The organism is Streptomyces sp. NPDC031100 (genome assembly GCF_055570785.1).
Genome location: NZ_JBVIGN010000007.1, coordinates 422,703 through 437,374, shown reverse-complemented (window position 1 = coordinate 437,374; position 14,672 = coordinate 422,703). Strand labels below are relative to the sequence as shown.

General features: G+C 68.0%; 15 protein-coding genes and 2 pseudogenes. 8 read left to right on the top strand and 9 right to left on the bottom strand.

Features of this window, described 5'->3' with window-relative positions; translation table 11 throughout:
- The 4 genes from ACZ5DS_RS22455 to ACZ5DS_RS22440 form a co-directional block, all read right to left on the bottom strand.
- A partial coding sequence (locus ACZ5DS_RS22455; RefSeq protein WP_468241247.1) for an amidohydrolase family protein occupies nt 1-751 on the bottom strand: 751 nt, incomplete at its 3' end.
- The gene (locus ACZ5DS_RS22450; RefSeq protein WP_468241244.1) at nt 748-1,632 is read right to left on the bottom strand and encodes an NAD(P)-dependent oxidoreductase; all 885 of its coding nucleotides are present in this window, start codon (nt 1,630-1,632) and stop codon (nt 748-750) included. The genes ACZ5DS_RS22450 and ACZ5DS_RS22455, both read right to left, overlap by 4 nt.
- Entirely contained in the window at nt 1,629-1,967 is a 339-nt protein-coding gene (locus ACZ5DS_RS22445; protein WP_468241242.1) for an antibiotic biosynthesis monooxygenase family protein, read from the bottom strand. Before ACZ5DS_RS22445 ends, ACZ5DS_RS22450 begins: the two co-directional genes overlap by 4 nt.
- Nucleotides 1,968-2,511: 544 nt before the next feature.
- Entirely contained in the window at nt 2,512-2,853 is a 342-nt protein-coding gene (locus ACZ5DS_RS22440; RefSeq protein WP_468241240.1) for a hypothetical protein, read from the bottom strand.
- 464 nt (nt 2,854-3,317) lie between these two features.
- On the opposite strand from ACZ5DS_RS22440, the gene ACZ5DS_RS22435 reads away from it, so the two are divergent.
- Nucleotides 3,318-3,890, top strand: coding sequence for a dihydrofolate reductase family protein (locus tag ACZ5DS_RS22435; protein ID WP_468241238.1), 573 nt, complete (start codon nt 3,318-3,320; stop codon nt 3,888-3,890).
- Between the two features lie 89 nt (nt 3,891-3,979).
- Here the strand turns inward: ACZ5DS_RS22435 and ACZ5DS_RS22430 are convergent.
- Nucleotides 3,980-4,207 (bottom strand): annotated as a pseudogene (locus tag ACZ5DS_RS22430) (transposase); the annotation flags it as partial.
- 41 nt (nt 4,208-4,248) lie between these two features.
- Nucleotides 4,249-4,608 (bottom strand): excisionase, encoded by a 360-nt coding sequence (locus tag ACZ5DS_RS22425; protein WP_468241235.1) that lies wholly within the window; start codon nt 4,606-4,608, stop codon nt 4,249-4,251.
- Nucleotides 4,609-4,671: 63 nt separating this feature from the next.
- Between ACZ5DS_RS22425 and ACZ5DS_RS22420 the strand changes: the two genes are divergently transcribed.
- The 3 genes and pseudogenes from ACZ5DS_RS22420 to ACZ5DS_RS22410 all read left to right on the top strand — a co-directional run bounded on the left by ACZ5DS_RS22420 (nt 4,672) and on the right by ACZ5DS_RS22410 (nt 7,410).
- A complete protein-coding gene (locus ACZ5DS_RS22420) occupies nt 4,672-5,643 on the top strand; it encodes a Clp protease N-terminal domain-containing protein (RefSeq protein ID WP_468241233.1) in 972 nt (323 codons plus the stop codon).
- An 87-nt stretch (nt 5,644-5,730) separates the two neighbouring features.
- Nucleotides 5,731-6,097: pseudogene (locus ACZ5DS_RS22415) on the top strand (DEAD/DEAH box helicase); the annotation flags it as partial.
- A gap of 197 nt (nt 6,098-6,294) precedes the next feature.
- The gene (locus ACZ5DS_RS22410; RefSeq protein ID WP_468241231.1) at nt 6,295-7,410 is read left to right on the top strand and encodes an FAD-dependent oxidoreductase; all 1,116 of its coding nucleotides are present in this window, start codon (nt 6,295-6,297) and stop codon (nt 7,408-7,410) included.
- 78 nt (nt 7,411-7,488) lie between these two features.
- On the opposite strand, the gene ACZ5DS_RS22405 is transcribed toward ACZ5DS_RS22410, so the two are convergent.
- Nucleotides 7,489-8,457 (bottom strand): alpha/beta hydrolase, encoded by a 969-nt coding sequence (locus ACZ5DS_RS22405; RefSeq protein WP_468241295.1) that lies wholly within the window; start codon nt 8,455-8,457, stop codon nt 7,489-7,491.
- Nucleotides 8,458-8,877: 420 nt separating this feature from the next.
- Nucleotides 8,878-9,933 (bottom strand): GH12 family glycosyl hydrolase domain-containing protein, encoded by a 1,056-nt coding sequence (locus tag ACZ5DS_RS22400; RefSeq protein WP_468241229.1) that lies wholly within the window; start codon nt 9,931-9,933, stop codon nt 8,878-8,880.
- A gap of 708 nt (nt 9,934-10,641) precedes the next feature.
- Between ACZ5DS_RS22400 and ACZ5DS_RS22395 the strand changes: the two genes are divergently transcribed.
- The 4 genes from ACZ5DS_RS22395 (at nt 10,642) to ACZ5DS_RS22380 (ending at nt 13,628) form a co-directional block, all read left to right on the top strand.
- Nucleotides 10,642-11,292: a TetR/AcrR family transcriptional regulator gene (locus ACZ5DS_RS22395; RefSeq protein ID WP_468241292.1), complete on the top strand. Its 651-nt coding sequence runs from the start codon at nt 10,642-10,644 to the stop codon at nt 11,290-11,292.
- 158 nt (nt 11,293-11,450) lie between these two features.
- A complete protein-coding gene (locus tag ACZ5DS_RS22390) occupies nt 11,451-11,978 on the top strand; it encodes a hypothetical protein (protein ID WP_468241227.1) in 528 nt (175 codons plus the stop codon).
- A gap of 68 nt (nt 11,979-12,046) precedes the next feature.
- Nucleotides 12,047-13,213 carry a PP2C family protein-serine/threonine phosphatase gene (locus ACZ5DS_RS22385; protein ID WP_468241225.1) on the top strand — a complete coding sequence of 389 codons (1,167 nt, stop codon included), beginning with the start codon at nt 12,047-12,049 and terminating at the stop codon, nt 13,211-13,213.
- A gap of 121 nt (nt 13,214-13,334) precedes the next feature.
- Complete coding sequence (locus tag ACZ5DS_RS22380) at nt 13,335-13,628, top strand: hypothetical protein (RefSeq protein WP_468241223.1); 294 nt, start codon at nt 13,335-13,337, stop codon at nt 13,626-13,628.
- A 178-nt stretch (nt 13,629-13,806) separates the two neighbouring features.
- Here ACZ5DS_RS22380 and ACZ5DS_RS22375 read toward each other — a convergent pair whose 3' ends face one another.
- Complete coding sequence (locus ACZ5DS_RS22375) at nt 13,807-14,268, bottom strand: pyridoxamine 5'-phosphate oxidase family protein (protein WP_468241220.1); 462 nt, start codon at nt 14,266-14,268, stop codon at nt 13,807-13,809.
- Between the last annotated feature and the right edge of the window lie 404 nt (nt 14,269-14,672).

The following is a 14,672-nucleotide window of genomic DNA, read 5'->3' as shown; positions in this document are numbered from 1 at the left end:
CCACTCCCTGTCCACCCCCCGCCCTTCTGCCCCCTGGCGTCGCATGTCGCCCCTGGTCCCGCCCGGGGGGCGGCGCGCCCCCGGCCCAGTGCCGGGGGCGCGCCGCCGTTTGCAGGCGCTCCGGCAGCAGCGCCATCGCGCCGCCGCCGGTCGCGCCGATCAGCCGTAGATCCGGGTACTTGTCCAGCCATCCCGCGAACGCGATCATGGCCATACCCATGGTGACGTCGCCGAACCGGCCGATCTGCTCGACGAAGCCGATCTCGTCGACCCTTTCCGTGCCGACCGGTTCGGCCGGCGCGTGCACCAGGACGGGCACCCCGGCCGCCGCGGCCAGCGCGAAGAAGGAGTCGGCGCGTGGGGAGCCGAGGAGCTCTCCGTGGACGCTGGACGTGGTGATCAACCCGACGAAAGCCGGGTCCGCGAGGGTCTCCCGCACCCCTTCGAGGTGATCGTCGTCACCGAACGGGTTGGCGTACACATAGCCGCGCAACTGGTCCGGGAACCTGCCGATCAGCCCCGACATCCAGGCGTGGAAACTGCGCAGCCGGTCGCGTGGTTGCGCGTAGTTGTCCACGCCCGGTACCCGCGCCATCGCTCCGGCGCCGACGGGGCTGCCGATGATGGTGAGGTCGATCCCGGCCTCGGCACGAGCGGCGAGCATGCCGTCGACGTCGGTCAGGCTCGGGGGCATGGGGAAGCGTTTGGCCGCCTCCGGTGGGGAGAGATGCCCGTGGATGTCGATGATCACGTGTTTCCCGGTTTCGGTGCGAGTGCGCGGGTGACCGCGGCACAGTCCTGGTCACCCAGTCCTTGCTCGGTGGCGCGGACGTGGGTCTCTGCCGCGGCGTTCACCAGCGGCAGGCTCAGGCCGGCTGCTGCTGCCTGCTTGGAAGCGAGCATGAGGTCTTTCGCCATCAGGCGCAGCCGGAAGTCCGGCTCTTCGAAGCGCCGGGAGGCCAGGCGCCTCGACTTGAACGCCATGACCGGCGAGGCGAAACCGCTGCCCGCGATCGTCTTGAGGACCAGCTGCCGGTCGAGTCCGGAGGCGGCCGCCAGTTCGGTGGCCTCGGCCAGTGCCTGCACCTCTATGCCCATCAGCAGGTTGAGGCACAGTTTCATCCGCATGCCTGACCCGAGTGCGCCCAGATGGACGACCTGCTTGCCCAGCATCTCCAGCAGCGGGCGGCAGGCGTCGAACGCCCGCTCCTCGCCGCCGGCGAACAGCCGCAGCTCTCCGTCGCGGGCGTGGTCGGCGTTGCCGAGCATCCCGATGTCCAGAACCGAGGGGATGTCCCCGGCGATCTGGACGATTTCTTCGGGGGAGACGGTGCTGGCGCAGATCAGGGCGCCGGGGTAGGGGCCCTTGGCCAGCACGCCGTTCGGTCCGTGCAGCACGGAGCCGAGGGCTTCGCCGTCGGCGACGACGCAGATGGCGGCGCTCGTACCCTCGACGGCGTCGGCGGGGTGAGGGGCGACGGAGGCGCCGGCCTTGGCGAGCGGTTCGGCTCGCTCCGCGGTACGGTTCCAGACCCGGACCTGTATTCCCTGGTCGAGGAGGCGACCGGCCAGGCCGGTGCCCATCGTGCCGAGCCCGAGTACGGCGACGGGGCCGTGGGCGGTGCGCGTCATGACGCCACCCCCTGGGTCTCCTTGACGACTCGGAACCGCAGCGACTGCGTCGAGTCGACCCACTGGCGCAGCGGAGCCACCATCGCGCGGTGCTCCTCGCTCTGCTGCCAGGCGAAGAAGTGCTCGGCCGTCTGCCACTCGCTGGTGATGACCCATTGACGGGAGTCGTCCACGGGTGCTCCCAGCCTCTCGACGATGTGGCCGGGGGTCTGGGCCACGGACTTGCGGAGCTGGTCGTACAGATCCAGGAATCCCTGCTCGCCGCCCTCGATCACACGGACGGTGAAAACGACGCTCAGCTTTTCGGCCGGCTGGCCGTTGTTCCTGGTGCCCATGTCTCCTCCTGATGGTGAGATCCGGCAGGACACGACACCTACGGACTCATGTCCCCCGTGCGGACGCAACTCCGAATGGGGCACAGGCCAGTGGGGACAAGGGGACAGCGCTCCGTGGTTGGTCTGTTCGGGTGAGTGATGAGGCGGTGCGTTTCGCCGGTTGCCGGGCGCGAATGGCCGCACCCGAATGGGGGTTTGCATCCCCGTTCCGAACCCCTGGAACCACGGCGGATCAGGCGTCGTCGTGAGCAGTCTCGAGGCCTGGGCTCTCTTCGCTCGGCAGCGGCGGACGTTGGCGCGCAGACTGCTGCTGATCGCGGGCGGCTCTGCATTTCAGAGCCTCACAACGGCCCCGGCATAGCCAAAGGAGCCGCCCGGCCCACGGCCGGACGGCCCCCCAGCAAGATCTTCATGAGCCTTCTGGTGCACGTCTTTTGCTGAGGGAGCGGGGTGGCCCGCGATGTTTCCGCGCGCCACCCCGCTCCTCAGGTCATCCCGGGCCACCCCAAGCCTTCGTCGGCGCAGGGGCGTTCCGGCCGTGGGCTCAGACCTTGATGTCGACGACCTTCAGGTTGCCCGGGTAGGCGGAGCCGCAGTTGAGCGTCGCCGCCTTTTCCATCCCGCGCGTGCGGTAGCCGGGGTCCCCCTTGTAGGGGCCGTGGCCGCCGCCCGGGCTGTTGCAGATGGCCTGGACGTTCCAGTAGCCGTTGCCCTTCTTGCACATGGCCACGGCCGTGTGGACGTCGCTCTGCGAGATCCACGCGGTACAGCCGGTCGGGCCGCCCGGTGCGGCCTGGGCCCCGGTCGTGGCACCGAACACCAGGCCTGCGGCCAGCAGACCTGACGACGACGCGATGGTGGCGAACTTCTTGAGCGTGCTGGTCATGCACCCTCCCCGTTTCGAACGGATCTTCCAACTCGCGTGAAGGTAGTCGGGTGCACGGACGGACCGCTTCCTGCGCAGGGATGACCAAGGCAGGGTTTCTGATGCTGTATGGGGAGTTACTGCTCGCCTGCACAGATCCCGGCGGCGGTTGACGAGCAGTCACCGATGAGTCAGGTTCGCATACGGTACCGGACCCGGACGGGCGCCGGCCGACCACGGACAGAAGCCGTTGTCGGTGGTGATCACTGCCCGGCAGAGCGGTGATTCGCCTCAGTTCGAGTCTGTCGTGGAAGCGATCCGGGTGCCGAGGCCAAGGCCGCCGGAAAGGACCGGCGACGGCCGATGAGTTTCTCCGTGATCCACAGTCATAGATCATGGTTGGCGCGCAGCAGCCGCGAGTGCGGTCGAAGCGCGCACCGACCGAATCTGCTGCCAGCCGGACACGAGAAACCGAGGAACCTCAGATGCGTACTCTGATCAGCACCGCATTCATCTCGCTCGACGGCGTAGTGGAGGGTCCGGGTGGCGAGCCCGGCTACCGGAACTCCGGGTGGACCTTCAAGGACATCGAGTTCCTTCCCGAGGCGTTCGACATCAAGGGCCGGGAACAGAAGGAAGCCACCGCGATGCTGCTGGGCCGCGTCAGTTACGAGGCGTTCAGCCCCGTGTGGCCCGACATGGAGGACTTCGCGGACTACAAGGCGATGCCGAAGTACGTCGTCTCCACCACCCTCACGAAGGACAACCTGGTGTCGAACTGGGGCGAGACCACGATCGTGCGCTCGCTCGACGAGGTCGCCGCACTGAAGGAGACCGAGGGTGGCCCGATCATCGTCCACGGCAGTGCCTCCCTGAACCAGGCCCTTTCGGACGCCGGCCTGATCGACCGCTACCACCTGCTCGTCTTCCCGCTCCTGCTCGGCGCGGGCAAGCGCCTCTTCAGCACTACGGACAAGGACACCCAGAAGCTGAAGCTGGTCGAGCACGAGGCCTACGCCAACGGTCTGCAGAAGCAGGTCTTCGACGTCGTCCGCTGACAGGGCTCTCGCCTTCGTCCTGCTCTCGCGTCCCAGGAAGTGGCACTCGCCGGAAGGACCTCCTCGGCGGGCGTGGGGATCACCGCGCCGGGCGTCCTTGGGCACCGACACATCGCTGATCACCCACGCCGCCGGTTCGATCAGCGGCAGCATCCGTTCGCAGATCCGCCCCTGCACCGGCACAGGACCCCAGGTGGGCTGGTTCACGAACTGCTGCAGCCTCTGTTCGTTGCCGTCCGGCGGCCGCGAGGCCATGGCCTGGATGGACTTACGGCCGCCGTCCAGCATCAACCCCGCAGGCAGCAGTCGCTTTTGGCCCACTCCAAGCTCGGTGCCGGCACGGTGCTGGTCGCGCCGGTCACCTGCGCTCCAGCGCGGCCAGCCGCAGCTCAAGCTGGTCAACCCGGTGCCGTAGCAAGGTGACCTGGGCTTCCAGGCTGACTTCCCGTTCCGCCCTGCGCTGAATGCGCGGTGACGCGGCGGCGCGCTCGATCACCGCGTCCAGCTGGACCAGGCGCTGCGGCCCGTTCGGGCCGTCCACCAGTCGGGAGTGGATCTCGCCATTGCGATACCAGGACCGCAGGGTCGAGCGGGAAACGCCGGTCTCGGCTTCCGCCTTGGCCAGCGTGACCCAGGGCGTCTCGTCCAGCTGCTCGAACAGCTCCAGCTCATTCTGCCAGCGCGCGAGCCGGCCCTCCCAGTCCGACGGTGTCTCCATCGTACCCTCCCTTCACTGACCCTATCAATAACAGTGTATTGACATGGTTGAGACCATGGAGCCATGCCCTTTGAAAGGTTCACCGTGGAAGCCCGCAAGGTGGTCGTCACGGCTCAGGAGGAGGCGAGGCTGCTCAAGCACAACTACATCGGCACGGAGCACATCCTGTTGGGGCTGTTCGATGCGCCGGACGGCATGGCGGCGAAAGTTCTGCACCAGCTCGGGTACGACAAGGAGACGGCGCAGGCCGACATCGCCGCGGTGGTCAAGCCCGGCACGCAGGACCTGAGCGGCCATATCCCGTTCGCGCCGAGCGCGAAGAAGACGCTGGACCTCGCCCTGCGCGAGGCCCAGCAGCTGCACCACACCTACATCGGTACGGAACACATCCTGCTCGCCCTGGTCAGGGAAGGTGAGGGTCTGGGCGCCAAGATGCTTGCCGAGCGGATCAATCCGATCAGCAAGATCCGTGCCGCGGTGCTGGCCTCAGTGGAGGGATCGCAGGACGTCGCGGCCGGCCCATGGCCGACCGGCACACCTGCCACCGAGGAGACCGTGTCCACCGCCAGCGCGCTGGCCGGTGGCGCACCGGTCGGCAGCCATCACCTGCTTGAGGCGATGCTGCGGGCGGAGAACAGCATGGCGGCCAGGGTGCTGCGCGAACTCGGGGTCGACCCGAACGCGGTCGCCGCCAAGATCGACGAACTGGATCCGGAGACGACCACGGACGCGAACCCGGAGGAGGCCGCCGCGCGCAAGATGGAAATCCGGCTGGTCGACGACGAGGTGCACCTGATCCTGCGGGACACGGCAACGGTCACGGCCGCCAAAAAGGTCACCGAGCTGACCGGCGGGCCGATCCAGGGCGTCGGGCCGGTCGCCGGCTTGTTCGTCCCGCTCTGGCGGTCGACCAACCAGCTGCTGCTGCAGATCCAGCGCATGCTGGAACCGGAGCCCGAGGACGAGGGCGGATCCGCCGCGAGCAACGTGGCCAAGGCCGTGCGCACGGTGCTCGCGCCCCGGCTCCGCCGGTGAACCGCCTGATCAGCGGGCCGGAAACTGTCGGTGGGACAGGCGAGGACGGGTGCGTGGTGAGCGACGACGCGATGGCGTCGCCGCTAACCGGCGACCAGGGCGTGGTTCACAGGCGGGTTCGTCGCGCCCACCGAGGCGCAGCGCGGCGCCTGGCAGGCCGTCACCGCCGGCCGGCACGCGCTGGTAGTCGCGCCGACCGGCCCCGGCAAGACATCGGCCGCGTTGCTCTGGGCACCGCACCGGCCGGCCACCGACCCGGTGCGGCGGATCCCCCGGCACGCTGCCGGGTGCTGTATGTCTCGCCGCTGAAGGCACTGGCGGTGGACGTCGAGCACAACCTGCGGGCGCCGCTGGCCGACGTCCACACCGGCGACACTCCGGCCACCGAGCGCGGGGCGTGCCTCCGCACCCCGCCGGACGACCCACTCCGGAGTCGCTGCTCCTGCTGCTCAGTTCCACAACTCCCGCCGGCTTGCCGAGCACCTCACCGCCCGGCTGAACGAACTGGTCGCCGAGCCGGCCGGCTGGCCAGGTACCCGGCCGAGGCGATCGGCGAGTCCGGGATCGGGTTCGGCGCCCCGCCGGTGGTGGCCCGCGCGCACCACGGGTCGATCTCCCGCGAGCAGGCAATACGGTGAAACGGAGGCAACCATGACCATCAGCATCGTAGGAGCCGGACTGGGCGGCCTGGCCCTTGCCCGGGTGCTGCACATGAACGGCATCGACGCCGTCGTGTACGAACGGGAACCGTCGCGCGGCGCGCGCGGTCAGGGCGGCATGCTTGATCTGCACTCCGGGACCGGGCAGCGGGCGATGCGCGAGGCCGGCCTGACCGACCAGTTCCACGCGATTGCCCGTCGTGCAGGCCAGGACCTGCGACTTCTCGAGCCGGACGGCACCCTGCTGCTGCAGGAGGATACGCCCGACGACGCCCCGCTCGAGCGACCCGAGGTCGACCGTGCCGATCTGCGCACCCTGCTGCTGGACTCTCTCCCCGAACACGCGGTGCGCTGGGGGTGCGCGTTCGAATCCGCCGACAATGGCCTGCTGCACTTCGCCGACGGCAGCAGTGCGACGTATGACCTGCTGGTCGGCGCCGACGGCGCGAACTCCCGGGTCCGCGCGCTGCTCACCGACGCTCGACCAGCGCACACTGGCCAAAACGTCGTTGAGCTCGGTATTCCCGACATCGATCGCACCCACCCCGACCTCGCGGCGATGGTCGGGCGCGGCAACTACTGGGTACTTGGCAACGGACAATCCCTGTCGGCGCAGCGGAACGGCGACGGCCGCGTACGCGTCTACCTGAGCTTCTACAACACCGCCGAGGACTGGTTCGCGACCAGTGGGATCCCGTTCGGCGACCCACCCGCCGCCCGGGTGCGGCTGATCGACCTGTTCACCGGCTGGGACTCACGGTTCACCGCACTGATCGCAGCCTGCGACGACACGGTCCTGCCGCGGTCGATCACCACTCTCCCGGTCGGCCTGACCTGGCCGTCGACGCCAGACGTCACGCTGCTCGGCGATGCCGCCCACCTGATGCCGCCGGTGGGGCAGGGCGCCAACATGGCGCTGCTCGACGGCGCTCTGCTCGGCCTCGCGCTGGCCGCGCACCCGGACGACTTTCCCGCCGCCGTCAAAGAATACGAACGCGAGATGTTCCAACGCACCAGCGCTGCCGGCCGGCAGTCCGCGCACGTCCAGGAAATCCTGGCGTCGCCGAACGCCAGCCGGCAAATGCTCGCATTCTTCCAACCTGGCTGAATACAACCGAATACGACCAGGCGACCGGCCGATCAAAATCTCACCGTGACGTCGCATACGACATCCTGGCCGCAGCATCTAGGCTTGGCCGGTTCCGAGGGCCTTGCGCAGGAACAGCGTGGCCTGGTCGATGGCTCCACGGGCGGCTTTGGACTGACTGAGCGAGTTGAGCATCATGAAGTCGTGGACTGTGCCGTCGTAGCGCACCGTGGTCACCGGAACGCCGGCTGCTCGGAGCTTGGCGGCGTACGCCTCACCCTCGTCGCGCAGCACATCGGCCTCGTCGACGATCAGCAGGGTTGGCGGCAGACCGGAGAGCTGCTCGACGGTAGCGCGGTTGGGAGACGCGGTGATCTCCGCGCGCTCGTTCGGGTCGGTCGTGTAGGCGTCCCAGAACCACTCCATCAGCTTGCGGCTCAGGTAGTACCCGGTGGCGAACTCGTCGTAGGAACCGGTGTTCATGGCCGCGTCCGTGACCGGGTAGTACATCGACTGCTGTACGAACGTGACGTCACCGCGTTCCTTGGCCATGAGGGCGAGTGCAGCGGTCATGTTTCCGCCGACCGATTCCCCGGCCACCGCCATGCGCTGTGCATCCAGTCCCTTGGACGCTCCCTCGCGGACGATCCACTGCGCGGTGGCGTAACCCTGCTCGATGGCCACGGGGTAGTGGGCCTCGGGCGACGGCGTGTACTCCACGAAAGCCACTGCCGCACGTGCGCCGACCGCCAATTCGCGCACCAGGCGGTCGTGAGTGCCGGCGTTGCCCAGGACCCAGCCACCGCCATGCATGTACAACACGACGGGCAACGTTCCGGTGACGCCCTGCGGCTTGACGATGCGTACCCGTACATCGCCCACCGCGGCCGGTACGGTGACCCACTCCTCGTCGATCGGCAGCTTGTCGACCGGCGCGGCCTGCAGGTCGTCGAGAACCTTGCGCGCTGCGGTCGGATCCAGCTCGTACAGGAAAGGATGCTGCGAGGTTGCCTCGGCGAGCTCCTGTGCCTCTGGCTCAAGAACGATTGAGGCGGTCTGAGCAGCCATGGGAATACTCCCTGGGAAGTCCGTGAAGCGCATGGTGACGAGCGCACGAGGCTGAAGAGCGCCGCGGTGCGCTCGGGCTGTGGGGCGGCCGGTGGAGCCTGCGCCCTGGTTCAAGTCCCCGATGAAGCTGAATCCAGCATAGTCACGCATTCTCCGTCGCTGCATTCCAAGAAAACGCTCGCCCCCGTCCCGTGCACGGGGTGTGCGGCTCGTTGACGGCTCAGTGCCCTCGCCGCCAGTGCCAGCACGGACGAGAATGAGTGAGAGTCGGCGATAGACCACCTGACTTGCGGGTTTGTCAATATGCATGATGTGCGGCGTGAGCGAGCCCCGTGACCACCGCACTGGGTGGTCACGGGGCGCCCGCCTGCGTGGACGGTCTTCACGCCCATGCCGGTGCCCCGCCAAACCGGGATGGTGTTACTGCGGAGTCCAGACCTGGTTGGGTGATGTGCCGCCGCCGTAGCAGTCCCATATCTGCAGGAGCGCGCCGTTGCCGGAGCCGCCGGAATCCAGACACTTTCCGGACTGGGGGTTCGTGATAGTGCCGTTGGTGTTGAAGCGCCATTGCTGGGCACCAGTGCCGTTGCACGACCACAGCTGCACCTTGGCGCCGTTGGCCGTGGAACCGCCGGTCACGTCGAGGCACTTACCCGACTGCGGATTGACGACGGTGCCGCCGGTGCGCGTCCATTTCTGGTTCCAGTCGGTTCCGCAGTCCCACAACTGGACGGCGGTGCCGTCGGCCGTGCCCCAGTCCTTCAGGTCCAGGCAGCGGCCGCTCTGCTGCCCGATGATCGTGCCGGACGTACCGCCACCGCCGCCGGAGCCGCCCGAGTCGTAGGAGAAGGAGTTCACGGCCAGTCCGGGGCCGCCGACCCAGGGTTCAAAGCCGAACTGCACGCTGGTCATGTACCACGCCGACGACAGATAGCCTCGGCTGATCGAGTCGTTGGTGAAGTCCTTGATGTTCACCGTGATCGAGTCGGTGGGCTGCTGGCGGACGTAGGAGACGGTGTTCCAGGCGATGCCGTTGCCCTGGCGGCCGTACCACACATCCCAGTTGGCGCCCTCGATCCAGACCGTGGCGACCTTGGATCCGAACGGTCTGGGTGACCCGGCGTGGTTGGCCCAGATCATCATCTCCTCACCGTTGTTCTGGCCCGAGGGGTTGGGGCTGGTGTCGAACCAGATGTCGTACGCCGCGTCCCACTGCCCGTCAGCGGTGGAGAAGTCCACGCTGGACTGCGGGTTGCCGAACGCCGACACCTGAAGTGGCAGGCCGTTGCCGCTGGAGCAGTTGCCGTAGTGACAGCCGGCGTAGATCGACGGATACGCCGCCGGCGCGCCGCTGGTTCCCACGTCGTGCCAGCCGGTGGTGACCTTGAAGCTGTCGTCCGACACGTCGATGCACTGGCGGATCGTGTCACCCCATTCGTTGTTCTGGACGACGTACTTGCCGCCCGAGACCGTCATGCTGTCGGTCCTGCCGCAGAGGGTGGTGTTCGCGGCCGCCGGCGAAGCGCCGGTCAGGGAAAGGGCGACCAGTAACAGGGAGGCCACGACTGTCGCTACTGCCGCGGCCCCACGGCGCGGCATCAGGTGTGATCTGGTCATCGGAAGCCTTTCGATCGTCGGGTGGTCGGGTGGTCGGGTGGTCGGGTGGTCGGGTGGTGTCTGCGGCACGCGCACGGGACATTGCAGGCACTTGGGAGCGCTCCCATTGTCGGCAGAGCCGACGCCGGGCTCCTTCCGGATATGAATTGAGGGATTCTCGGCCCAAGACGGCCTGTCGGTGCTGCTCCCAGGGGGAAGTCCTGCCCCGAGGGGGTACCAGAACGCGGCGTGCAAGCTCGCCCAGCTTGCTGACGCCGCGACACATGAAGCCAGCGCAGCTGACTGGCTGTCAAGCAGTCTGCGTTCGTTCACTTTGTGAAGGCAGTGGACGTCGCCCTCGGTGCTGTGATGCGAACGGGTCTCTTGTAGAGGCGGCCGGGTAGGGCTAGGGTCCCCTCCCAGATGAGTCACCAGCTAGTAGCTACTAACTAATTCGCCCTGGTAGCCACCGGCAGAGTGCCTGATGAACCCATGAGGGGACGGTGGATGTGATGACGCGTCCTCAAGTAACAGACACAGCGTTGTCCGGGAACGAACGATGACGTCCGAGGAAGGGCCTTGGCGAAGATGCCTGAGGGGGCGCCCGCATATCGGCGTGACCGACCACGACTGCCGGCCGCCGAGCGACGGCGCCAGATCGTCGAGTTTTCCTCCGCGCTGATCGCCGACCGGGGTTTCTGGGGCCTGTCGATGCAGGACGTTGCCGACCGCTGCGGGCTCACGGTTCCCGGTGTGCTGCGCCACGTCGGCTCCAAGACCGGCTTGCTCGTCGCGGTGCTGGAACACCGGGATGTCGAGGACGCCCGATCGCTTCGCGCTCGACTCGGCGTCGGCGAGGACGAGATCCCGGACGAATGGTCCGCCGGTGGCCCCGAGGGAGTCAGTCTGCGGCAGTTGTGTTCGGCGACGATGCGGCGCAATGCGGAGCAGCCGGAGATCGTACGGCTCTTCACCGTGCTGGAGGCCGAGTCGTTGGCACCGAGCCATCCCGCGCACGCCTACTTCGTGAAGCGACAAGAGCAGGCGATATCTGCTTTCGCATCCCTGGCCAGGGACTTCAGCGACCGTCCGGAAGCGCTCGCCCGGCACATCGTGGCGATGATGGACGGCCTGCAGATCCAGTGGTTGCGCGCGCCGCAGAGGTTCGATCTGGTCCGGGAATGGGAGGTCGCCGCCGAGGTGCTGTTCGGCACGTCGGCGGACCTGCCACCGGATTGACGCCGTCGAGTAGTCCTCAGGCTTGTCTACGCCTCCCTCTGGGACCGCTCCGGAGGTGCCGTGCCGTCCGCAGGCCTGGTGTGCCCCGCCGAGCAGGTGCTCGCAGAGTACGTTGTGGCTTCCGCGGAGACGCGCGCCGAGCGGCGTAACCCTGACATGTGAAGGTCACCACCGACATCGGCCCGGAGGATACGGCAGCCGCCGTCGTGCGCGCGGGTGATGATGCGTCCACACAGGCGACGGGCTCGCACCCCCTCGGCCAGCAGGATCCGGCGGACCTGACTGCGACCAATCCGGATGCCCGGCCGCATCGCCTCAGTGGCCGGCGCGTCAAGGGTCCGCTCCGGTCAGGCGACGACGCGTTCATGCCGATCGTCGACCTGATGAGTGGCTGCGGCCTGCGGAATGGCGAGGCGGCTGCGGTGAACCTCAACAACATCGTGGCCGACGACGTGTATCGGATCACCGAGCAGGTCGTCCTCTCGAACGCGCCAGTACGGGCCGCTCAAGCAATGGAAGGCGGGGGACCGCGATGTCCCCCTGCCCGCGCGGGTCAGGGAGACGATCGAGTGGTACGCCGAGAAGTACGGCACGGTCGACGGCTACCTGCTGCGCCAGCCGACCGACCCCCGCAAGCCGTATCCGGGCCACCGTGGACGATCACTCAGAAGCAGCCGTGCGAGTGACTCGGCGCAGCGATGGCCACAGCGGTCCCTGTTCGTCAGCCGTCCTCGACGGTGGGAATCTGGAAGATGTGAACGCCGGGCACGGCTTGGCTGGTGTGCGGCAGCTACGGCAGTCGAGCCACGCGCTGTTGCTGATCCCGATCGTGCTCATCCTGGTGATCACGATGGTGGACCAATTGGTCCCGGAGGACGTCCATCTCGGCCCGCTCCTGGTCATCGCCCCTGCGATCACCGCCTCGTTCGCCGGCCCCAGACTGACGGGGCTGATCGGGTTCCTGGCTGTGGCGGCGCAGGCATACATCGGCTTGCACTTCGGCGTGCTGTTCTCGCGCAATGTGCTGGTGCAGATCCTCGCCCTGGCGGTGCTGTCAGCCCTGATCGTGTTCTTCTGCATGGTGCGCGAGCGACACCAGCGCCAGCTGGCTCAGGTGCGGTCGGTCGCAGAGGCCGCGCAGCACGGCCTGCTGTGGCCGCTGCCGGAGCGGATGGGCTCCTTGCGGATCGCCTGCCTGTATCTGGCCGCCGAGGACGAGGCACAGATCGGCGGTGACCTGTACGCGGCCACCCGCATCGCCGGCGGCGTGCGCATCATGATCGGAGATGTGCGGGGCAAGGGCCTGTCCGCCATCGGTGAAGCCGCTCTCCTGCTCGGAGCCTTCCGCGAGGCCGCCCACCGGCACGCCACTCTCCCCGATCTGGCCGCCACCCTCGAGCAGAGCGTGACCCGCTACCTGGCCGACTTCGAGCCGCCCGCAGAGGTCGGCGAACGCTTTGCCACCACCCTGCTGCTGGAACTCCCCGACGACGACCCCATCATCCGCATGATCAGCTGCGGACACCCCCCTCCCTTGCTGCTCAGCCCCGGTAACGCCCTGACCATCCCCAGCCTGCACCCCGCGCCACCCCTGGGGATCACGGAGACGGGACCGGATGCATACACCATCGACGTGGCTTCCTTCGAGCCTGGCGACACCCTCCTGCTCTACACGGACGGCGTCATCGAAGCCCGCGACGCCGCCGGCCGCTTCTACCCCTTCGAGACCCGGGCCGCCCAGTGGAGCAAGGCCGGCCCCGCATCACTGCTCCACCACATCCAACGCGATCTGCTCGCCCATACCCGCGGACGCCTCAACGACGACGCGGCTCTCGTCGCACTCCACCGCGAGCCCGACAGCCACCGCCGCCACCACCACGGGCGTGCCATCCACTCAAGCGGGTTCGGTCACACCTCCTGAACCAGACGTGAGGGAGGGTGTCGCCACATGCTCCGGCAGGATGGGCGCCGACGCCGTGCCCGGCGCAGAGCCGGGCAGCCGGCTACCGGGCGACCGCCGGGAAGGTGACAGGATCGGCTCCATGAGCACCGAGACGGACTGGGTGTACCGGGTGGACGAGCCGCACGGCTCCGAGGGCTGGCGCCCCTACGGCGACCATCCCGGACGTTGGCGAGGGACCATCACGACCGATGATCCGAAGGAGGACGCCGAGTACGTCGCCGCCCTTGTCGTCACCGACCTGGTGTCCGAGTGGGACCGCAGCGGCGCCGTCCGGAGGCACGTGCGCGTGATCGTCTGGGAGGACGAGGAAGGCGCCGGCGCCGAGGACGCGGCCTTCACGGTCGAGATCCGGCCGGACATCGACGGAGCGTGACGTCGGCGGCGGGATTCGGAATGTGGCGTGCGGCGAGACGCCATCGCCCCAGCTGAGACCATGTGCCCTGGTCGGCAGCCCGACCTGGTAATGATGCTCTGGGGATGGCAGGCGCCACTCCTATGTGTCGAACTGCCTGAGCGAGTTTCGAGAGAGGCGCGTCGGCGAGGGACGGCCGTTATTCCAGCCACATCCCGTCGCGCATGATGACTCTCCCGGATAGTTCTGGCTCGCCGCGCCAAGCGCGCACAGTCCCCGGGACTACGCGTACATACAGAAAGGAACCCTCTTCCACGCGCGGATCCCACCCGAACTTGTCGGCGAACGCCTCCGCTGCGCCTCCGGGCACCTCCTGGTCCGGGAAGCACTCCGCCTCACCTTGGAGGAGCACCACGTCGAAGGTGTCTGGTAGCGACAGGCGCACGCGCGGCTCTTTGCGGACGTTTCGCGCAGTCACGGAGGTGGCGCTGGTGCACATCCACACTGCTCGCCCATCCCACAGGAACCACAGCGGCACCTGGTGCGGCCCGTGATCAGGGTGAGCCGTCGACACCCATACATCCCGCTCGGTAACGAGCCGCTCCAGAGCGTCGCGCACACGCTCCGCCGTCTGGCGACGAATGATTCCTGTGGTCTCCATGAGGACCGACCCTAGCCAAGCAGGCGCGAAGCGCGCCTGAGGCGCAGGACCTACTCCCAGCGACCGATGAACCCCTCAGCTTTTGGCTCGGGGCGACCAACTTCGGTGCTCGGAGTGGCATTCATACGGCCGCGGACATCACGAGGGTCGTCAACGAGCTCATCGACGAGGGCCCTGGGAGATCGACCCGGTGGACCTGGCCACTATCAGCCCCTACATCACCTGCAAGAGCCGCCGCTTCGGTACATGGCACCTGGTCACGGAGCCCCCGGACGGGCGGTCGGGCAACTGCGGCTGGCCGCGTGAGGCGGAGCACACCCTGGTGGGGGGGGGGGGGGGGGTGCCCCCCCCCCCCCCCCCCCCAAGAGCAGCACGAATAAGTCCAGAAGCGGAGGGTGGGTGGA

What these genes read in the sequence shown, in the direction of transcription:
- ACZ5DS_RS22450 (WP_468241244.1), bottom strand. Translation starts at nt 1,632, where the DNA reads ATGACGCGCACCGCCCACGGCCCCGTCGCCGTACTCGGGCTCGGCACG.
- ACZ5DS_RS22445 (WP_468241242.1), bottom strand. Translation starts at nt 1,967, where the DNA reads ATGGGCACCAGGAACAACGGCCAGCCGGCCGAAAAGCTGAGCGTCGTT.
- ACZ5DS_RS22440 (WP_468241240.1), bottom strand. Translation starts at nt 2,853, where the DNA reads ATGACCAGCACGCTCAAGAAGTTCGCCACCATCGCGTCGTCGTCAGGT.
- ACZ5DS_RS22435 (WP_468241238.1), top strand. Translation starts at nt 3,318, where the DNA reads ATGCGTACTCTGATCAGCACCGCATTCATCTCGCTCGACGGCGTAGTG.
- ACZ5DS_RS22425 (WP_468241235.1), bottom strand. Translation starts at nt 4,608, where the DNA reads ATGGAGACACCGTCGGACTGGGAGGGCCGGCTCGCGCGCTGGCAGAAT.
- ACZ5DS_RS22420 (WP_468241233.1), top strand. Translation starts at nt 4,672, where the DNA reads ATGCCCTTTGAAAGGTTCACCGTGGAAGCCCGCAAGGTGGTCGTCACG.
- ACZ5DS_RS22410 (WP_468241231.1), top strand. Translation starts at nt 6,295, where the DNA reads ATGACCATCAGCATCGTAGGAGCCGGACTGGGCGGCCTGGCCCTTGCC.
- ACZ5DS_RS22405 (WP_468241295.1), bottom strand. Translation starts at nt 8,457, where the DNA reads ATGGCTGCTCAGACCGCCTCAATCGTTCTTGAGCCAGAGGCACAGGAG.
- ACZ5DS_RS22400 (WP_468241229.1), bottom strand. Translation starts at nt 9,933, where the DNA reads ATGACGGTCTCGGGCGGCAAGTACGTCGTCCAGAACAACGAATGGGGT.
- ACZ5DS_RS22395 (WP_468241292.1), top strand. Translation starts at nt 10,642, where the DNA reads ATGCCTGAGGGGGCGCCCGCATATCGGCGTGACCGACCACGACTGCCG.
- ACZ5DS_RS22380 (WP_468241223.1), top strand. Translation starts at nt 13,335, where the DNA reads ATGAGCACCGAGACGGACTGGGTGTACCGGGTGGACGAGCCGCACGGC.
- ACZ5DS_RS22375 (WP_468241220.1), bottom strand. Translation starts at nt 14,268, where the DNA reads ATGGAGACCACAGGAATCATTCGTCGCCAGACGGCGGAGCGTGTGCGC.